This window comes from Rhizobium favelukesii (assembly GCF_000577275.2).
Classification (GTDB): Bacteria; Pseudomonadota; Alphaproteobacteria; order Rhizobiales; family Rhizobiaceae; genus Rhizobium; species Rhizobium favelukesii.
Genome location: NZ_HG916852.1, coordinates 3,839,644 through 3,858,468, shown reverse-complemented (window position 1 = coordinate 3,858,468; position 18,825 = coordinate 3,839,644). Strand labels below are relative to the sequence as shown.

13 protein-coding genes are annotated in these 18,825 nt (G+C 60.9%); 7 read left to right on the top strand and 6 right to left on the bottom strand.

Features of this window, described 5'->3' with window-relative positions; translation table 11 throughout:
• Positions 1 to 62 precede the first annotated feature (62 nt).
• Complete coding sequence (locus LPU83_RS57570; RefSeq protein WP_024316140.1) at positions 63 to 491, top strand: Lrp/AsnC family transcriptional regulator; 429 nt, start codon at positions 63 to 65, stop codon at positions 489 to 491.
• Here the strand turns inward: LPU83_RS57570 and LPU83_RS57565 are convergent.
• From LPU83_RS57565 to LPU83_RS57555, 3 genes are all read right to left on the bottom strand, one after another.
• Positions 488 to 6,595, bottom strand: a complete 6,108-nt coding sequence (locus LPU83_RS57565) for a translocation/assembly module TamB domain-containing protein (protein WP_024316141.1) — start codon at positions 6,593 to 6,595, stop codon at positions 488 to 490. The genes LPU83_RS57570 and LPU83_RS57565 overlap by 4 nt on opposite strands.
• Before the next feature lie 66 nt (positions 6,596 to 6,661).
• A complete protein-coding gene (locus tag LPU83_RS57560) occupies positions 6,662 to 8,593 on the bottom strand; it encodes an autotransporter assembly complex protein TamA (RefSeq protein WP_024316142.1) in 1,932 nt (643 codons plus the stop codon).
• Positions 8,594 to 8,766: 173 nt separating this feature from the next.
• The gene (locus LPU83_RS57555) at positions 8,767 to 9,030 is read right to left on the bottom strand and encodes a YMGG-like glycine zipper-containing protein (protein ID WP_024316143.1); all 264 of its coding nucleotides are present in this window, start codon (positions 9,028 to 9,030) and stop codon (positions 8,767 to 8,769) included.
• A 270-nt stretch (positions 9,031 to 9,300) separates the two neighbouring features.
• Between LPU83_RS57555 and LPU83_RS57550 the strand changes: the two genes are divergently transcribed.
• From LPU83_RS57550 to hemA, 4 genes are all read left to right on the top strand, one after another.
• A complete protein-coding gene (locus LPU83_RS57550; RefSeq protein ID WP_024316144.1) occupies positions 9,301 to 9,792 on the top strand; it encodes a (2Fe-2S)-binding protein in 492 nt (163 codons plus the stop codon).
• A gap of 82 nt (positions 9,793 to 9,874) precedes the next feature.
• Positions 9,875 to 12,220 carry a xanthine dehydrogenase family protein molybdopterin-binding subunit gene (locus LPU83_RS57545; protein WP_024316145.1) on the top strand — a complete coding sequence of 782 codons (2,346 nt, stop codon included), beginning with the start codon at positions 9,875 to 9,877 and terminating at the stop codon, positions 12,218 to 12,220.
• 12 nt (positions 12,221 to 12,232) lie between these two features.
• Positions 12,233 to 13,030, top strand: a complete 798-nt coding sequence (locus tag LPU83_RS57540) for an FAD binding domain-containing protein (RefSeq protein ID WP_024316146.1) — start codon at positions 12,233 to 12,235, stop codon at positions 13,028 to 13,030.
• Positions 13,031 to 13,219: 189 nt separating this feature from the next.
• Complete coding sequence (hemA, locus tag LPU83_RS57535) at positions 13,220 to 14,434, top strand: 5-aminolevulinate synthase (RefSeq protein WP_024316147.1); 1,215 nt, start codon at positions 13,220 to 13,222, stop codon at positions 14,432 to 14,434.
• 34 nt (positions 14,435 to 14,468) lie between these two features.
• On the opposite strand, the gene dxr is transcribed toward hemA, so the two are convergent.
• Positions 14,469 to 15,662: a 1-deoxy-D-xylulose-5-phosphate reductoisomerase gene (dxr, locus tag LPU83_RS57530; protein ID WP_024316148.1), complete on the bottom strand. Its 1,194-nt coding sequence runs from the start codon at positions 15,660 to 15,662 to the stop codon at positions 14,469 to 14,471.
• 193 nt (positions 15,663 to 15,855) lie between these two features.
• On the opposite strand from dxr, the gene LPU83_RS57525 reads away from it, so the two are divergent.
• A complete protein-coding gene (locus tag LPU83_RS57525) occupies positions 15,856 to 16,119 on the top strand; it encodes a BON domain-containing protein (RefSeq protein WP_024316149.1) in 264 nt (87 codons plus the stop codon).
• Between the two features lie 8 nt (positions 16,120 to 16,127).
• Here the strand turns inward: LPU83_RS57525 and LPU83_RS73150 are convergent, their stop codons facing one another.
• On the bottom strand, positions 16,128 to 16,280 hold the full coding sequence (locus tag LPU83_RS73150) for a hypothetical protein (RefSeq protein ID WP_167546212.1): 153 nt from the start codon (positions 16,278 to 16,280) through the stop codon (positions 16,128 to 16,130).
• A 179-nt stretch (positions 16,281 to 16,459) separates the two neighbouring features.
• On the opposite strand from LPU83_RS73150, the gene LPU83_RS57520 reads away from it, so the two are divergent.
• The gene (locus LPU83_RS57520) at positions 16,460 to 17,104 is read left to right on the top strand and encodes a ThuA domain-containing protein (RefSeq protein ID WP_024316150.1); all 645 of its coding nucleotides are present in this window, start codon (positions 16,460 to 16,462) and stop codon (positions 17,102 to 17,104) included.
• A 2-nt stretch (positions 17,105 to 17,106) separates the two neighbouring features.
• On the opposite strand, the gene LPU83_RS57515 is transcribed toward LPU83_RS57520, so the two are convergent.
• Complete coding sequence (locus LPU83_RS57515) at positions 17,107 to 18,735, bottom strand: phosphoethanolamine transferase (RefSeq protein WP_024316151.1); 1,629 nt, start codon at positions 18,733 to 18,735, stop codon at positions 17,107 to 17,109.
• Between the last annotated feature and the right edge of the window lie 90 nt (positions 18,736 to 18,825).

Here is an 18,825-nt window from a genome sequence, read left to right as displayed (position 1 = left end):
AAGTGCCAATAATGCGCTATCATCGATCAGTTTGATAAGCGCATTTTGACAAAGTGAAAGCCATGGACGATCTTGATCAGGAACTTCTCAGTGCTTTGCGGCACAATGCGCGCATCCCGGTTTCTTCGCTGGCGGCAATGACCGGTGCATCCCGTGCGACGGTCGCGGCGCGCATCGACCGGCTGGTTGCCAACGGCACCATTGCTGCATTCACCGTCCGCACCGGCCATGAAACCCGCGCCGCCGGCGTGCGCGCGATCGTCATGATCGAGGTGCTGGGCAAGCTTGCGGACAAGGTCGCCGATCAGCTTCGCGGTCTGCCGCAGGTGCGTGCGTTGCACAGCACCAACGGGAAATGGGATTTCATTGCCGAACTTGAGGACCGCGATCTCGTCTCCTTCGACGAAACGCTGCGCCGCATCCGGCTGATCAATGGCATCAATACGACAGAAACCAACATCCTGCTGAAGACCAGGAAGGCCAGCTTCTAGTATTCGTGCTCGTAAACGATGCCGGCTTCCCCGGCGCCGTCGCCGCCCGCGCCGGCGCGCAGCTTCACACCGCGGCCGACATCGAGATTGATAATCGCCTTCGCGCCGCCCTTGCCGGTGGTCTGCTGCAGTTCGAAATAGGTCCGGTCGTTGAGATAGCGGCCGACGCTGACGTTGGTGCGGCCCTTGGCATCGGTACTGATGTCGAAATCGTCTACGCCAAGCTGGTTACGCAGGCCCTGGAACAGTGACCCGGAACGACCGCCGGCCAGCTGACTGATGGCATCGGCGAGCTGAGCGATCTGGACCGGCGACAGCCTCGACATCGACTGTCCGAAGATCAGTTGCGCCAGAACCTCGTCTTGCGGCAGTGCGGGTGACGAAGAGAAAGTGATCGAGGGATCGGTTGCCAGCCCGGTTACATCGACGGTCAGCGTCGTGGAGCCCGAGGTCGAGCTGGCTTCCATCTCAAGGGCAGGCGTGAGATCGCCGGCAAAGGTGATACGGCTTCTGTTGGTGAAATCGAGGCGCCGGTTCAAAATCGTCAGGCGACCGCGCCGCATGGTGAAGCCGCCCGAAACGATCGGCTCTGCCGCCGTTCCCCTGATCGTGACGCTGCCGCCGAGTTCGGCATCGATACCGCGACCACGCACGAAGATCTGTGAGGGAGCATCCAGTTGAAGATCGAGATTGATGGTGTTGGATTTCGCGCGCGCGCCCTGTTGTGTCTCGTCTCGGAGCTGCGAGAGAACCGCCTTCGGGGCGTTGACGTGCCTGATGTCGATTTCTCGCAGCGAGGTTGGCAGTCTCTCGGGGACGGTGATCGATGCTCTCTCCAGCCGCAGCCTGCCATTCAGGGTGGGGTTCGCGAGCAGCGGACCACGCAAACCGAGCGTCCCGTCGACGGTTGCTACTACGAGCGTCCCATCGACATAGACGGCCCTGTCGAGCTTGACGTCGATGTTGGCAGGGAAGTTGGAAGCCGGCTGGATCCCGACGCTACCGGACGCCGAGACGCTGCCGCCGCTGGCGAGTTGACCGGTAAGGCGCGAGATCACGGCCTCGTTGCCGGTGAAGCGGATATCTGCCGTCAGATTGTTGATCGCAAGGTTGCGGCGGACATCGACGACCCTTGCGCCGCTGGTCGTCACCGTACCGTTGACGGACGGTGCCGCGGCGGTTCCGCTGATCTGCAGATTGAGATTGGCCGTGCCGTCGGCGACGAAGCCCTGGGCGGCAAGCTGCGTGCCGAGCACGGAAAATGGCAGATTGCCGGAAAAGCGCATGTCCAGCGCGCGATTGCCTGTGACTGTGACGCTGCCGCCGCCTCTCAGGGAGAGGCCGCTATCGCCGGCCAGATTGGTGTCGATCGTCAAGCGATCGTCTTTCAGTCTTCCGTTTGCGGCGATGGTTAAGGGCGAAAGCCCGGCGCTTCTGGTCTGGCTGGTGGCGGCACCCCTCCAGTCAAGATTGAAGTCGACCGCGGGCAAAGGCAGCTTGCCTGATGCCTTGACCGAGCCCGAAATGTTGCCCTCGGCGGCCAGTCCAGGCACGAACGCGTTGGCAAGGCCGGCAGGCAGGCTGGAGATGTCGGCATCGACCGCGAGCGATTGGGCATTCTGCCCAGCGATGACGAAGTTGCCACCGGCCTTCATCGACACGCCGCTACCGCTCAAATTCGTTGTAAAGTCGAGCCTGCCGTCCGCAAGCTTCCCGCTCGCGTTTGCCGAAAGCGGCCGGATGCCGGATGCCCTCGTCTGCTTCGTTGCGGCGTCTTTCCAGTCGAGCTTAAAATCGATGATCGGATTGGTCGGCGTCCCTGACGTCTTCGCCGTGCCTGATATCGTTCCTTCGGCGCCGAGGTTCGGGACGAAGCCATTGGCGAGGCTTGCAGGCAGATCCGAAATGTCGGCGTCGACCGAGAGACCTTGGACGCTGGCGCCTTGCAGATTGGCCGTTCCCTTTGCCTTCAGCAGCGTATTGCGACTGCTGTTCAGCGTCGCGTCAAACGAGATCTTGTTGTCGGCGAGTTTGCCGGCCGCGTTCAGCCGGAGGTTCGAAAGGCCGGCAGCCTTGGTCTGACGGGTTCCGGCATTGTTCCAGTCGAGCTTGAAGTCGACAGCAGGAACCGGGAGCGAGCCGGACGCGGTCGCCGTCCCCGAGATCGTTCCTTCGGCACCGAGATCCGGCATGAAATTGTTGACCAACGCGGCGGGAAGGTTGCTCAGCGTCGCATCCGCCTGCAGGCCCTTCACGACCGTTCCTTCAACCGTAACCTTTCCCTTCGCCTTCAGGGCGGAGCCGCCATCGCCGTCGAGATTGGTCTCGAAGTCCAGTGTGTTGTTGGCGAATGTGCCCTTTGCACCGAGTGCGAGGGCAGAGAGGCGTGCCGCCTTCGTCTGCGTGGTTGCGAGGTCCGTCCAGGTGAGGTCGAAGCTTACCGTCGGCTGTTGCAGCGTTCCGGAAGCGGAGGCCGTGCCGGCGATCGTGCCGCTGGCGCCGAGGTTTGGAACGAAGGCGTTTGCCAGGCTCGCGGGAACGTTGTGTATCGTCGCATCTGCCGTGAGGTTCTCGATTTTCGTTCCCGCCAGCGAGACGTTGCCGGAGACGTTCAGTGCCACGCCGCCGTTCGCCGCAAGGTCGCTCTGGACGGTCAACTTTTCATCTGCGAAGCTGCCCTTTGCCGTCAAGCTGATCCCGGAAAGGCGGGCCGCCTTGGTGTGGCTGGTTGCTGCATCCTTCCACGTAAGATCGAAGGTTGCGGTGGGCCTCGGCAATTTGCCGGAAGCCGATACGGTTCCCGATATCACGCCCTCGGCGGTGAGATTCGGGACGAAGCTGTTGGCAAGAGCAGCCGGAATGTTGGCGAGCTGCCCATCCAGCTTCAGCGTCTGGGCGTCGGCGCCTGTCACGACGTAGTTGCCAGCGGCTTTTAGCGACATGCCGCCACTAGCGCGCGCGTTGGCATCGAAGCTGAGAATATTGTCTTTGAGGTTGCCGTTCACCGTTACACCAAGCGATGAGAGCTTGGCACTTCTGGTCTGGCTTGTTGCGGCGTTCTTCCAATTCAGTTTGAAGTCGAGCGCAGGCGCCGGCAGCTTTCCGGCGGCTGTGACATTGCCCGAGATCGAACCTTCGGCATCAAGATCCGGAACAAATGCGTTCGCCAATCCGGCCGGGATGTTGACGATATTGGCGTCGACGTTCAGCGACTGGGCAGTCGGGCCGGTCACGACACTGCCACCGGCCTTCAGCGATACGCCGCCCTTGCCGCTGGCGTTGGCTTCAAAGTCGAGCGTGTTGTCGGCGAATTTCCCGTTTGCATCGATCGCCAGTGGCGAAAGGCCGGCGCCCTTTGTCTGACTGGTGGCCGCGTCCTTCCAATCCAGGTCAAAGTTGGCAATCGGCGCTGCCGGTGTGCCGGTCACGGCGACCTTGCCGGAGATCGTGCCGGCGGCATCGAGCTTTGGGACGAAACTATTGGCAAGGCTTGCGGGCAGATTGCGTATGTCGGCCTTGATATCAAGAGTTTCGCCGGCCGAACCGCTGACGTGAACCGAGCCGTCGCCGGCCTTCAGTTCCACGGCGCTCAGCGTCACGGTGCCGCCACTGATCGATACCTCCGACGGCGACGCAAGTTCTACGAGGATGCTGCGCGGCTTCGCCAACAAGCGGTCGAGGCGAAGCAGCGTCGTGCCGGCATTCACCTCGACATTGCCTGACGCGACCAAGGGATTGGCATCATAGGTGGCGCTGAGATCGAAGTTCGTCCGGTTCTGTTGCTGCGTGAAACTCAGCGCCAGGCCTTGCGCCTTGTTTGGCCCGGAAGCAAGCTCGTCCGCCTTGATCGTGCCGGTCGCGGCAAAAGCCTGGAGGTCGGTGACCGCGACGTTGATGTCTGGTCTGACCACGGCAAACGTATCGCGCTTCAGGCCGCTGCCAGATGCGACGACCTTAAGGGCGATCTTGCCGTTGTCGTTGGCAATATCGATCGAACCGTTGAGGTCGCCCTCCGCCTTCTGTCCACCGAGCGCCGCAAGAAGGCCGAGATCGGGGAAATCAAAGGTCACCTCTCCGGTCGGCTGGAAAGCCGCCGACAGTTCGACGTGGCCCGTCAGGCGGTTGTTGCCGACGTCGCCAGCGATCGATGGAAGCTGCACTTTTCCATCCACGACCTGAACAGCAGTGCTGACATTGATTGGATGGTCATCGATCGTGCCCTTGGCCGTGATTTCGGCCCGTGGCGCCTTCGGGTCCGCTGTTGCGGAAAGGTTGACCTCGAGTTGCCTGACCGGCCGGCCGGCCATCACGAGTGACGGGCCCTTGATATCAGCCGCCACCGCAAGAGCCGAGACATTGCCTTTTGCGCTCAGCTGGTAGGTTAGCTCGCCTGTCGCGCTTTCAAGCAGCGCCTGAACATTTGGGACGCGACCGGAGAGATTGGCATCGAGCGTGTCCTCATCGAGCAGCACTCCTCCTGTGGCCTCCAGAGCGTTGGATTTGATGGAGAGATTCGACATGTTGAATTTCGAGGGAACCGTTCCCGCAACCTGACTCTCGATCACGATCGGCGAATTGAAACGCGTTGCGACCGCAGGCGGCAGCGCCGCCGGTTGGACGGTCAGCTTGACGTTACCGGTCAACGAACTGGCACTCAATTTATAGGAACCGTTGAGGCTTGCGTTGGCAGCGGCGCTTTCGATTGTGGCGCCATTGAAGCCAAGCGCATCCGGCGAGATCTGCAGCGGCAGCGTGATCGTGACGGGGCCTTGGATTGCCCGGTTGATGTCGGGATTGACGAACGATGTGTCACCTGCGGCGAGCGTAATCTGAACGCTTCCCGAGCGGCCGGAGAGGTTGAAGTTGTCGCTCTTTGCTGTCAGCTTCACGTTGCCCATCGTCGCCTGCGGCAGCACGGCGGAATCGAGCGAGGCGCTGGCGTTGAGGCGAGAGGCCTTGGCATCGCCGGTCAACGAAAGATTGACGCCGGAGATCAGGAAGCGGACTTCACCCTCGGCCAGCGGCCAACGGAAATCAACCGGTCCCGACGTTCCCAAAAGATTGGCGTTCAGGCTGTTTTTGCCCTTCGGATCCAAGGTGCCTGATGCGGCGATAACAACGGCGCCGGTTGCCAGATTGCCGGTCTGGATGTCGATCTTGCCCTTGTTATCGAAGTTCGCGGCGACGTCGATGTTCGTCTGCCCCGCAAAGAGCGGGCGGAAGGCAGCCGGCAACAGTGAGTTAAGGTCGCCGCCGCCCTTGAGGTCAAGGTGGTGAAGGCTCTCAGGTGTCAGGGTGTGGTGCGCCTCGATCGAGGCGCGTTGCTGTCCGTCGAGAGCGGCCTGCAACTGGCCTCGCCAGTCCGAGATCGGTCCGTCACCCGTCAGGCTGATTTCCACAGCCGGGTTGCCGGGCAGCGCCAGGACACCTGCGAGCAGTCCGCCCTTCGGTTCCGTCAGTTTTGCCTTCAGTCGCAACTGATTGCGATCCGGCATGAAAGCGACATCGGCGATCAGCTTTGCATCCGGAGCATCGTGACGGTGGACGTTGATCGATGCGTTCCCACCTTCGTTGTCGGCGCGCACGCTGCCGTCCGCTGCAAGCGAGAAGGCCCGCCCGATCAGAGGCTGGGCAAGGTTGATTTCCGGCAAGGCGATCTTGTCGATGTCGATCTTGAGCGGCAGTGAAAAGCCGCTGTCGGCTTCGCCTGCTGCGGCCGGACGCGACGGGAGCGTGCGCACCGGTTGCCGAAGGACGTGGATTGCCGCAGCTTCGACGCTTCTGGCGTGGAACCTGCCGGTGAAGAGCGCTAGGGGATTCCAACTTATGGCAAGGCCGTCGACCTGTGCGAAGACGCCCTTGGTGTCGGAGAGCACGATCTGGCTGGCGCGTAGTCCGCCAGTCAGCAGCCCCTCGGGGTCCTGAACCTTGATGGTCATATCCCGGTTTGAGAGGCTCGAGGCGACCCTGTCGGTGACGATGCGTGCGCCGAAAGACGTGAAGCCGAAGACACCGATGGCGATGGCAAGCAGGACCAGGAGGGCGCCGATGGAAAAACCGAGCAGCCGCACGATCCAGTTCAAGATTTTCGCCAGTGTCTGCATGGTCGCGGACATTACTCCGTTTCTATGGCGGCTCAAGGCGCACGAGCGCAGTGAGCTGCGAGTGTGTTAGAATGACTGTCCGATGCCGGCATAGATGCCGTAATCCGTGCCATCCTCGTACTTGTTCAGCGGTACGGCAAAATCAAGCCGCAGCGGACCAAATGGTGTCGCATAGCGGATGCCGATACCCGCACCGGCCCGAATGTCGGAAAAGTCCGGTGCTATGTCGGCTGAAACCGTCCCGACATCGATGAAGGGCACGATGCCGATCGTATCGGTGACCTTTACCCGGGTCTCGAACGAGGCAGTGACATAAGAGGCGCCACCGGTCTCTTCATTGTCAGCGTTGCGAGGCGAGATCTCCTGGTAGCCGTAGCCGCGAACCGAGCCACCACCGCCGGCAAAGAAACGGCGTGTGGCGGGAATGTTCTGGAGATCGTCTGCTCCGAGGAGAAAACCTGCGGAAAGCTTGCCGGCAAGAACGATGCGGTCCTCCGCCCCCAGGCCCTGATATCCGGTGATCGAGCCCTCGAAACCGGAGAAGAAGGTCCCGTTATAGGCCTCGTAGCTTGGCGTTGCCTTGAGCGTCGCCCGATAGCCTTCGGTCGGATCGAACTTGTTGTCGCGGGCGTCGCGATCGTACTGAAAGGGCAGCGCGAAGGTCAGGTAGCTGTTGTTGCCGAAGGCATCGTCGTCCCGTTCCCAGCTGACTTCGCCGGCGCCGGTGATCGTATCCAGATCTGACAGCTCGTAGGAAAGGCCGAGGGAGGCAGTGACGAGCTTTGCAGTGTAGGCGTCCGGGTTCTCGGTTTTGGCAAGGATACTGGCCCGTAACGTCGCGGCCGGCAAGAACGCGCCAGGTTTGGTGAAGGTGACGCCGGCTGAATAGTCGAGATCGCCGATATTGGTCGTTTCGCCCAATCGGCCCACGGACCCTTCGACGCGCAGCGCTTCGGCCTCTCCGAAGAGATTGCGATGACCCCAGTAGCCGTTGACGCCGAAGCCGTCGGTTGTCGAATACTGGGCGCCAACGCCGAGGTAGCGCTGCTTGCCCTCCGATACTTCGATCGTCATCGGCAATGTTCCGTCCGGCGCCAGAGCGTCTGCCTCATGAATGGTGACGCTCGAGAAGACGCCCAGTGCGCGCAGTCGTTCACCGGCTTTCTTCAATGCCTCCGGCGAATACTGCTCGCCCTTGTTCAACCGGGAATAGCGCTGGATGAAGCCCGGTCGAACGGTTTTCTCACCCGCGACGCCGACGTCGCCGATCGGCGCGACCGGACCACCCTCGGCGGCGAGCACGATGTCGACCGTGTTCGTCCTGTGGTCGGCTATGACTTTGCGGGTCGTCAACGTCGCCAGCGGGCGGCCTTCGCTTTTCAGCTGCTCGACGATCTTGTCGCCAGCCTTGATGATCGTCAGCGAACCGGCCGTCTCACCTGGAGCAAGATCGTAATCTGCCGGATCGCGTCGCGCGGCGTCGCCGCCGAATTGCACCTCATGGACCTTGAAGACGGGGCCTGCCGCCACACTGACCGTCACCGGGATCGGGCGCGAGCGATTGAAGGTCGGATTGGGTGGAAGGGTGTCTATATCTCGGCCATCGACCCTGATCGTCACCACGCCGCCGTAGCGGGCCTTCTCGAAGAGGGCGGCGATCAGTCGGTCGCGATCGTCCCTTGCCTTGACGACGACGCCAAGATCACCGGAAACAGGTCGGTCCTTGTCACCCACCAGGCGGGAACTGTTTTCGAGTGCTTCCTTGAGATCGGGATCGTCCGCGTCGGTCGTCAGAGTCACGTTGTAGCGAACCGGATCGGGCACCTGATCGCTGGCCGATTCGTCATCCTTGCCCCACAAAGTGATGCCGAAAAGCTTGAAGGCGAAAGCCTCTGAGATGAGAGCCGGCGAAAACGCAAATGCAGCCGCGATCACCAACATGGTGCCTGCGCGCCGATACGCTATACCCGGTTTCGGTGCCTTCCCTCTAATTTGCATCCGCCGCTTTTGGTTACATTGGAATTAAGCTTCGTGCCCCCCGGCCGGCGGCAACCTTAGCGGCAAATTTCTTCGGCGTGTACCGTTTTAAATCGCTTAGCCGCTGAAATGGTGGAAAAAATGAGAAATCCTGGGCTGCGAACCCAGGATTTCGAGATGATTTTGCTCGGGCCTCAATAGCCGCCGCGGCAATCGTCGATGTAACGTCGACCATACTGGTCGCGATAGTAGCACTGTCCTGGCTGCTCAGCGACGCGGCCGATGAGGGCGCCAGAAACACCGCCAATCGCTGCACCGACGGCAGCTCCACGCACATTGCCGGTGACCACCCCGCCGATCACGGCCCCAGATGCTGCGCCGATGCCAGCGCCCTGCTGGGTTGGCGTGCAGCTTGCGATCGACAGGCCGATCAAGGCGAATGCGACAATCTTCTTTATCAAATTCTTCTCCTAGGTTGGTCGCTCTCAAAGAGCGCTGGCCGTCCCTGATTCTTGTTTTTGTCATGCTAGTCGTCAAACTGTGGCGCAAAAAAAGCAGCGCTGGTTTTCGATGCTCGCTTTTCACACAATTGCTGTTGCAACGTTCGCCCAAATTCGGCGCAACCGAACACGCCGAATTTAATGAGCCTCCCTAAAGTAGTGGTTGATCCCAAAGCGAAAACGTCAAATGATACCGCTCGTGCCTGGAGGAGGCGCGAGGAGGAAATCATGGCGAAAGTGAAACTGACGGTGAACGGCCGGGCAGTCAGCGGCGACTGTGAAGAGCGTACGCTTCTTGTCCATTTTATTCGCGAAAAACTCGGTCTGACGGGAACGCACGTCGGCTGTGATACCAATCAATGCGGTGCCTGTGTCGTTCACATGGATGGCAAGTCGGTGAAGAGCTGCTCGATCCTTGCCGTCCAGGCGTCGGGTTCGACGATCACCACCATCGAGGGGCTCGCCACCAACGGTGAACTGCATCCGGTTCAGGCTGCCTTCAAGGAGCATCACGGCCTGCAATGCGGCTTCTGCACGCCGGGCATGGTGATGACGGCCGTCGACATGATTGCGCGCCACAGCGGTCACCTGGACGAGAAGACGGTTCGCCATGAGCTCGACGGCAATATCTGTCGATGCACCGGCTACCACAACATCGTCAAAGCCGTCCTGTCTGCCAACGAGCAGATGCATGGCGCTGCCAAGCAGGCGGCCGAATAGCTCTCAGGAATTGTCTGGCTGACTGCCGAACACGATTGTCTTTGGCGGAATGCCAGGCCCGAAACCCCATTGGGAGGACATTATGGGTGTTGAAGGAATTGGTGCACGCGTTGCGCGAAAGGAAGACAAGCGGTTCCTGACCGGCAAGGGCCGTTACACGGACGACATGGTCGTGCCGGGCATGAAATTCGCCTATTTCATCCGCAGTCCATATGCACACGCCAAAATCGGGGGGATTGATGCAGCCTCGGCAAAGGCGATGCCGGGCGTCATCGATGTGCTCGACGGCAAAGAGTTGCTCGCCGACGGAATCGGCAACCTCATCTGCGGCTGGATGATCCATTCGAAGGATGGTTCGCCGATGAAGATGGGCGCCTGGCGCCCGCTTGCGACAGAGACCGTCCGCTACGTCGGCGATGCCGTCGCAGTGGTGGTCGCGGATTCGCTTGCCGAGGCGCGGGACGCGGCAGAAGCCGTCGTGATTGACTACGAGGAATTGCCGGTTGTCGTCGAAGCGGTCGACGCGCTGAAATCAGGCGCACCCCAGATTCATCCGGAAGCTCAGAATAATCTGATTTTCGACTGGGAACTTGGCGACGCAGCCGCAACCGACAAGGCGGTTTCCGAAGCGGCACACGTCACCGAGATCGAGATTCACAACAACCGCCTGTCGCCCAATCCGATGGAACCGCGCGCTGCGCTCGGTATCTACGACGCCGCTGAAGATCATTACACCTGCTATACGACGAGCCAGAACCCGCACGTCGCCCGTCTCGTGATGAGCGCCTTCTACAACGTCGCGCCCGAGAACAAGCTGCGGGTGATCGCACCGGACGTCGGCGGCGGCTTTGGATCGAAGATCTACATCTATCCCGAAGAGATCGTTTGTCTCTGGGCTTCCAAGAAGACGGGTGTGCCGGTGAAATGGAATTCCGATCGCACGGAAGCCTTCCTGACGGACGCACATGGCCGCGACCACGTCTCGAAGGTGACAATGGCCTTTGACAGCGAAAACCGCATCATCGGGCTGAAGGTCGACACCATCTGCAATCTCGGCGCCTATATGTCGCTCTTCTCGTCGGCGGTTCCGACCTATCTCTACGCGACGTTGCTGTCGGGCCAGTACGATATCCCGGCCATCCACGCCAATGTGCGCACGGTCTACACCAACACCGCGCCGGTTGATGCCTATCGCGGCGCCGGTCGCCCGGAGGCCACCTACCTGCTCGAGCGGACGATGGAAACGGCAGCGCGCGAACTCGGCATTTCGCCGGCCGAGCTGCGGCGGAAGAACTTCATACGCTCCTTCCCGCATCAGACACCCGTGATCATGAATTACGACGCGGGTGACTACGAAGCATCGCTCAATGCCGCCATGCAGGCGGCCGACTGGAACGGTTTCCAGGCGCGCAAGGCCGAAGCGGCGAACCGCGGCATGAAGCGCGGTCTCGGCATGAGCTGCTACATCGAAGCATGCGGCATCGCCCCCTCGCAGGCGGTCGGCTCGCTTGGCGCAGGCGTCGGCCTGTGGGAATCTGCGGAGGTGCGGGTCAATGCGGTCGGCACGATAGAAGTGCTCACCGGGTCGCACAGCCACGGGCAGGGCCACGAGACGACCTTCGCCCAGCTCGTTTCGGACCGTCTCGGCGTTCCGCTCGAGAGCGTGTCGATCGTGCATGGAGATACCGACAAGGTGCAGATGGGCATGGGCACCTATGGCTCACGCTCAGGCGCCGTCGGTATGTCTGCGGTGGTCAAGGCGCTGGACAAGGTCGAAGCCAAGGCCAAAAAGATTGCCGCCCATCTGATGGAAGCCGACGAGGGCGATATCGTCATCGAGAACGGCGAGCTGAAGGTTGCCGGTACCGATAAGAGCCTTCCCTGGTTCCAGGTGACGCTCGCCGCCTACACCGCGCACAATCTGCCGGGCGGCATGGAACCCGGGTTGAAGGAGACTGCCTTCTACGACCCGTCGAATTTCACGTTCCCGGCGGGCTGTTACATCTGCGAAGTCGAGGTCGATCCCGAAACGGGCAAGACCGAGATCATCCAGTTCGTTGCGGCAGATGATTTCGGCAACATCATCAACCCGATGATCGTCGAAGGCCAGGTGCATGGCGGTATCGCACAAGGTATCGGTCAGGCTCTGCTCGAGGCCGTCCATTATGACGAAAACGGCCAGCTTCTGACGGCGAGCTTCATGGACTATGCCATGCCGCGCGCCGACGATCTGCCCTCGTTCAAGGTCTCGCATCAGGTGACGCCATCCCCGAGCAATCCGCTCGGCATCAAGGGATGCGGCGAGGCCGGCGCGATCGGGTCTCCGCCGGCACTCATCAATGCCATCACCGATGCCATCGGCAACAACATGCTGACGATGCCCGCCACCCCGCAGAAGGTGTGGATGGCAGCGCGCGCGGCTCATTGAGGAGGAACGACGATGTATCAGACCAACTATCACCGCGCATCCTCGGTCGATGAAGCCGTCAGGATGATTTCGGGAACATCGGAAGGCAAATACGTTGCCGGCGGCATGACACTGATCCCAACGATGAAGCAACGCCTCGCGGCGCCGAGCGACCTTGTCGATCTCAGGCATATTCCCGCGATGCAGGGCATCAGGATCGATGGTCGCAAGGTGACCATCGGGGCGGCCACGCCGCATGCCGAAGTCGCTGCGTCGGCGGCTCTGCGCGCGGTCTGTCCCGCGATCTGCGACCTCGCCGGCATGATCGGCGATCCGCATGTCCGCCACATGGGCACAATCGGCGGTTCGATCGCCAACAATGACCCTGCGGCCGACTACCCGTCGGCGATGCTGGCGCTGAATGCGCGCATCCTCACCAACAAGCGCGAGATCGCCGCTGACGACTTCTTCACCGGTCTTTTCGAGACGGCATTGGAGGATGGCGAACTGCTGACTGCGATCAGTTTCGATGCGCCCGACAAAGCCGGCTACTCGAAGTTTCCAAATCCGGCATCGCGTTATGCGATGACGGGGGTCTTCGTTGCCAAAGGTGCCGGCGGCGTGCGGGTTGCCGTCACCGGGGCTGGATCCAACGGCGTCTTTCGCGAGACGGCCATGGAAACCGCGCTCAGCGCGAACTGGTCCTCCGGCTCTGTCGCTGGCATCGATGTCAACCCTGCTCGGCTGATGTCGGACTTGCATGCCAGTGCGGAATACCGCGCCAACCTGATCAAAGTGATGGCCAAGCGTGCCGTTGCCGTGGCAGGCTGACGAAACCCACCCGATCGCGAGGCAGCTCTGCCTCGCGATTTTCGCTGCGTCTGGCCAAAACAGACAATTTCTAATTAAAATAATTCAAGACTATGGGCCTTTTGCCGCAGTTGATGGTAAAGCGAGGGCAAAGGGTTGACGTGCGCGCGTCTGTTGGCAACAAACGCCCGCACGAAACTGGAGCAGATGATGGATTTCGAAGCGTTCTTTAAAAACGAGTTGGACGGGCTTCGCAGCGAAGGCCGTTATCGCGTTTTTGCCGATCTTGAGCGTCACCGCGGCAGCTTTCCGCGCGCCACGCGCCATACGGTAGACGGTCCGAAAGAAGTGACGGTCTGGTGCTCCAACGACTATCTCGGCATGGGCCAGAACCCGAAGGTGATCGAGGCGATGAAGAATGCCATCGATCACTGTGGCGCGGGTGCGGGAGGCACCCGGAATATCTCTGGCACCACCCACTACCACGTTCTGCTCGAGCGCGAGCTTGCCGATCTTCACGGCAAGGAAGCCTCGCTGATCTTCACGTCTGGCTATGTGTCCAACTGGGCGGCACTCGGCACGCTCGGCGCCAAGATCCCCGGCCTGATCATCTTCTCCGACGCGCTGAACCATGCCTCGATGATCGAAGGCATCCGCTATGCCAAGTGCGAGAAGGTGATCTGGAAGCACAACGACATCCACGATCTGGAAGCCAAGCTGGCGGCCGCCGACCCGAAGGCGCCGAAGCTGATCGCGTTTGAATCCGTCTATTCGATGGATGGCGACATCGCCCCGATCAAGGAAATCTGCGACCTGGCCGACAAGTACGGCGCCATGACCTATCTCGACGAAGTGCATGCCGTTGGCATGTACGGACCGCGCGGCGGCGGCATTGCCGAGCGCGAAGGCCTGATGGATCGTCTGACGGTGATCGAAGGCACGCTCGGCAAGGCCTTCGGCGTCATGGGCGGCTACATCGCTGCCTCGACGGCGCTTTGCGATTTCATTCGTTCCTTCGCATCGGGCTTCATCTTCACGACGGCGCTGCCGCCGGCACTGGCGGCCGGTGCGGTCGCCTCGATCCAGCATCTGAAGGTCAGTCCCTTCGAGCGTGCGCGTCACCAGGATCGTGTCCGCAAGCTGCGGGCGCTGCTCGATCAGCGCGGCATCCCGCACATGCCAAACCCAAGCCATATCGTTCCGGTCATGGTTGGCGATGCGGCAAAGTGCAAGTGGATCTCCGACCTGCTGCTCGACAATTGCGGCGTCTATGTGCAGCCGATCAACTACCCGACGGTGCCGAAAAAGACCGAGCGCCTGCGCATCACCCCGACGCCGCTCCACAGCGATGCCGACATCGAGCATCTCGTGGATGCGCTGCATGCGCTCTGGTCGCGCTGCGCGCTCGCCCGGCACGTTGCTTAACGCCGCTCTTGGTTTGCGAAAAGATTGGCCGCCGTCAGGCGGCCTTTTCGCTAAGAGCGATCAGTTCCGCAGCGAGCCTTCGGGCTTCGGCATCGGCAGCAAACACGTCGTCCATCGTCCGCGCTTCGCCCGTTTTGATCATCTTGTCCATGACCGCTTCGGCAATATCGGCCATCATCAGGAAACCGATCCGTTCCTCGACGAAGGCGTGAAAGGCAATTTCCTCAGCCGCGTTCATGACGGCACCCTGCAGGCCGCCGCGTTCCAGCGCGGTACGCGCCAATCTTAGCGCCGGGAAGCGCTCTTCATCAGGGGCCTCGAAGTCCAGGCGCGAGAGCTTGGCAAAATCCAGCCGCTCGACGTTCAGCGTCGGCCGGCGCGGGTAGTCGAGTGCATAGCCGATCGCCGTCCTCATGTCGGGGCTGCCGAGCTGAGCTATGATCGATCCATCCGTGTAGCCGACCATGGAGTGGACGATCGACTGCGGGTGAACGATCACTTCGATCTGGTCCGGGCGAACACCGAAGAGATGCTTTGCCTCGATCATCTCCAGCGCTTTGTTGAACATCGAGGCACTTCCGACCGAGATCTTCAGTCCCATCGACCAGTTGGGGTGCGCGCGCGCTGTAGCTGCCGTCACATTCGCCATGTCGGCGCGCGACCAGGTGCGGAACGGACCGCCGGACGCCGTTAGGATGATCCGTTCGACCGCATGCCGCTGGTCCTCGTCAAGAGACTGAAAGATTGCGCTGTGTTCGCTGTCGACGGGGATCAGTCGTCCGCCGCCCTTCGCCACGGCATCGACGAAAAGATCGCCAGCCGAAACCAGACATTCCTTGTTGGCGAGCGCGATCGTGGCGCCCTTGCGGGCGGCAGCCAGTGTCGGCGCCAGCCCGGCCGTGCCGACGATGGCGGCCATCACCCAATCCGCATCGAGGTCGGCAGCTTCCGCCAGGCCGGACACGCCGGCGGCCACCGCGATGCCGCTGCCTGAGAGTTCGTCCTTCAGCGAGTGATATTTGTCCTCGCTAGCCGTGACCGCAAGCTTGGCGCCCGCCGACTTGGCCTGCTGCGCCAGAAGCTGGACGTTTTCGTTGCCGGTTACGACCGAGATCTCATAGCCGTCCCGTCCGCCCAGTTGCTCGATAACGTCGAGCGTATTTTGTCCGATCGAGCCGGTTGAGCCAAAAATACTGAGGCGCCTGGGCGCACGTTCGCGTGCCATCATCGGTGATTTCGCCAAAACTCTTGCATTGGCTCTGGCTGTACAGGGGATTGAAATGAGCGGCAAGTGTGCCGCGCAGCAGAAATCCGGCAGCTGGCTAGGCGTTCGCTGCTTTCGCAGATCAGGTTCGATGACCCTGCGCGAAACCAACTGGCGATCGCCGCGTTTTGTTGAAGTCGAAACAGGAGGAAGTGCAATGGTTTTCAAGCAACCAACCTTCTTTGGCGAACCCTTTGATCCGGAAACAGGCGACGAGGATGCTTCGCTCGAGGAGGCCGTGGCGAATGCTCTGGCGGTGGCAGGCGGCATCGATGCGGCGGATGTGAAGGTGACGGTTGAGGACCATGCCGTTGTGCTGACAGGCGTTGTGGCAACCGCGCCTGAAATCGAACGCGCAACAGCGGTTGCGCAGGCTATCGCCGGGGGGAAGCCTGTGCGCAATGATATTCGGGTGGCGTAGTTATCCGATCAGCCGGCGAAGCGTTCCATCAGGAAGGTCGAACCTGCGACCCTGTCTGTCTTTGGCGTGGTGATCGGTCCCGTCGACTTATAGGCGGTTGCGAGCAGCAGGCCGCTGACAATGAGATATGCGAATGCAAGCACCGTCAGTTTTATGCGCATGGCAAGCACTCCTCTTTTTCCGTCAAACAAACGCCGTGTCGGTTGGAAAAGTTCCGTCTTCCGACCGCCGCCAAAAAATGTGATCGGCAAAGGCTCGCACTGGCTTATGCCGGCAGTCTTGTCGTAAGGAAGAGTTGGCCATTTTCGGCGGCCCAGTACGTTCGGTAAGGGAGGTGCGCATGCGCAAAGCGATCATCGTCTGGGGCGGTTGGAGCGGCCACGAGCCTGAAGCGTGCGCGCACCGCGTCGGGGAACTGTTGCAGGAGGATGGCTTTGCCGTCGAGGTGACCGGCGACCTTGGCATCTTCGGCTCAGCAGCGATCGCGACCGCCGATCTGCTGGTACCTGTTATCACCGGCGAGAAGATCGAGAAGGCGCATGCCAATGCGTTGGTGGAGGCCGTGCGCGGCGGTCTCGGCCTCGGCGGGCATCACGGCGCGCTTGCGACCTCGTTCAAAGAGAGTGCTCCGTTCCGCTATGTTTCCGGCGTGACCTGGGTCGCCCATCCCGGCAACATCATCGATTTTCGCGTCAACGTCACGCGCCACCATGACCCTGTGATGGAGGGTATTCCCGATTTCGACTATCGGTCAGAACAATACTACCTGCACTACGATCCGTCGGTCGAAATCCTGGCGACGACGAGCTTTTCCGGTGAGTATGATGCGGCTGCGCGCAACGTCACGATGCCGGTCGCCTTCAAGCGCCAGTTCGGCTCGGGACGTGTGTTCTACTCGGCGCTCGGCCATGTAGAGAGCGAATTCGATCACCCCTACATGCGCCTCATTCTTCGTCGCGGCCTTTCCTGGGCAGCGCGCTCTTAGCGCTAGGAGGTCCGACCCGTCTTGCAACCGGCGAAGACATCAAGCTTCGCGTCATAGACGGACGTCGAGATATTCATCATTCCGAGCACGCTGTGGAACAGGTTGTCATGGGATGTCGGCTGTGCTGTCGACTGGGCCAAGCATGCCTTGTCGAGTGCCATCGACGCAGTGAAATCCGGGTCGAGCCAAACGACGAAAGGAACGTGCGTCTGCTCCTCCGGGGCGAGGAAATAGGGCGCCCCATGGAGATAGAGACCCTTCTCGCCCAACGACTCACCGTGATCCGACATGTAGATCAAGCCGGTCGCAATCTTGTCGCTGCGAGCCTTGAGCTTGTCGATGACCGTGGAAAGGAAATGGTCGGTGTAGAGGATCGAGTTGTCGTATGCGTTGACGATTTCATCGTCCTTGCAGTTGCCGAGCTCCGCCGTCTCGCACTCAGGGGTGAACTTCCGGAACTCGTTGGGATAGCGCAGGTAATAGGCCGGGCCGTGGCTGCCGATCTGATGCAGGACGAGCACGCTATCCTTGGTTACGCCGTTCAGCCATGTGTCGAGCTTGTCCAGAAAGATGCCGTCCTGGCACTCGCCGTCTTTGCAGAACCGCCGATCGGTCGAATTCGCGAGGTCTACATAATTGATGCGGGCAGCGGCGCCCTTGCTGCCGGTGTTGTTGTCAAACCAGGTCACGTCGATGCCCGCGTGGGCGAGAACATCCATCAGGCCTTCGTTTTCGATGCCTTTGCGATGGGTGAAGCTTGCGCGCGTGAACTGCGAGAACATGCAGGGTATCGACGTCGCAGTCGCCGTGCCGCAGCTCGTCGTTTGCGGGAAATAGATGACGCCCTGCTTGCGAAGCTCGGGGTTGGTGTCGCGATGATAGCCGCCGAGCGAAAAGTTCATCGCCCGCGCCGTCTCGCCGGCAACGATAATCGTCACCCGTGGTTTGTGCACGTCCACGACAGGGACGACCCTGGCGTCGGTGCCGAGCGGCTTGACGACGAGCCTGGCTTCTTTGCCGGCCTGCATGAAATACCGCGTGGCGCCGACGATCGGGGTGACGGGGTTCAGGCTCTTGACGATGTCTCGGTGCTGACGGATCGCTGCAGTATACTCCTTGGCGTAGACGCCCGCGACGGCGCCGAATACCAACAGGCAGCAGAGGATCGTCACGCTGTTCCACAAGAGCTTCTGCAGCACGGGGCGGTGAACCACCTTGACCCAAAGGATCAGCGTGATCGGGATGACGGCGAACAGTACGACATGCAGGAGAAAGCCGGGCGTAATCAGGTGATTGGCCTCGGCAGGCGTCGTTTCCATCGCATTTCGGATCATGTCGCTGTCGACGATCACGCCGAAGGTGTCCGTGAACCACGCCGCCAGTGCCGCCGCAAGTACCAGAAAAATCAAAACCGGCTTGATGACGTATTTCGCCGAAAAGGCCGTGACGATGGCCACGAACAGAACCGAGATCGCAATGTAAAGTGCGGTGATCGCTGTCGGCGTCGTGGCGAGATAGGTGTGAACCTTCCCCCAGAACGTCCGGTTCGTGAACATGACGAGATAGAGCCCGGTGATGGCGGACAGCGAAATGCTGCCGATTCTTGGCCGATAGAGCGATGGTGGTGTCAAGTGGACGGCCTCGGTGCCTGTTTGTCCGCATGGGCGAACATTCAGTCCACCGCAGTAGCGGCTAAATGTGTCATGAAACTGACGCACACC

Bases quoted from the DNA above. Each gene is read 5' to 3' on its own strand.
- LPU83_RS57570 (WP_024316140.1), top strand. From the start codon at position 63: ATGGACGATCTTGATCAGGAACTTCTCAGTGCTTTGCGGCACAATGCG.
- LPU83_RS57525 (WP_024316149.1), top strand. From the start codon at position 15,856: ATGGTTTTCAAGCAACCAACCTTCTTTGGCGAACCCTTTGATCCGGAA.
- hemA (WP_024316147.1), top strand. From the start codon at position 13,220: ATGGATTTCGAAGCGTTCTTTAAAAACGAGTTGGACGGGCTTCGCAGC.
- LPU83_RS57540 (WP_024316146.1), top strand. From the start codon at position 12,233: ATGTATCAGACCAACTATCACCGCGCATCCTCGGTCGATGAAGCCGTC.
- LPU83_RS73150 (WP_167546212.1), bottom strand. From the start codon at position 16,280: ATGCGCATAAAACTGACGGTGCTTGCATTCGCATATCTCATTGTCAGC.
- dxr (WP_024316148.1), bottom strand. From the start codon at position 15,662: ATGATGGCACGCGAACGTGCGCCCAGGCGCCTCAGTATTTTTGGCTCA.
- LPU83_RS57560 (WP_024316142.1), bottom strand. From the start codon at position 8,593: ATGCAAATTAGAGGGAAGGCACCGAAACCGGGTATAGCGTATCGGCGC.
- LPU83_RS57565 (WP_024316141.1), bottom strand. From the start codon at position 6,595: ATGCAGACACTGGCGAAAATCTTGAACTGGATCGTGCGGCTGCTCGGT.
- LPU83_RS57545 (WP_024316145.1), top strand. From the start codon at position 9,875: ATGGGTGTTGAAGGAATTGGTGCACGCGTTGCGCGAAAGGAAGACAAG.
- LPU83_RS57550 (WP_024316144.1), top strand. From the start codon at position 9,301: ATGGCGAAAGTGAAACTGACGGTGAACGGCCGGGCAGTCAGCGGCGAC.
- LPU83_RS57520 (WP_024316150.1), top strand. From the start codon at position 16,460: ATGCGCAAAGCGATCATCGTCTGGGGCGGTTGGAGCGGCCACGAGCCT.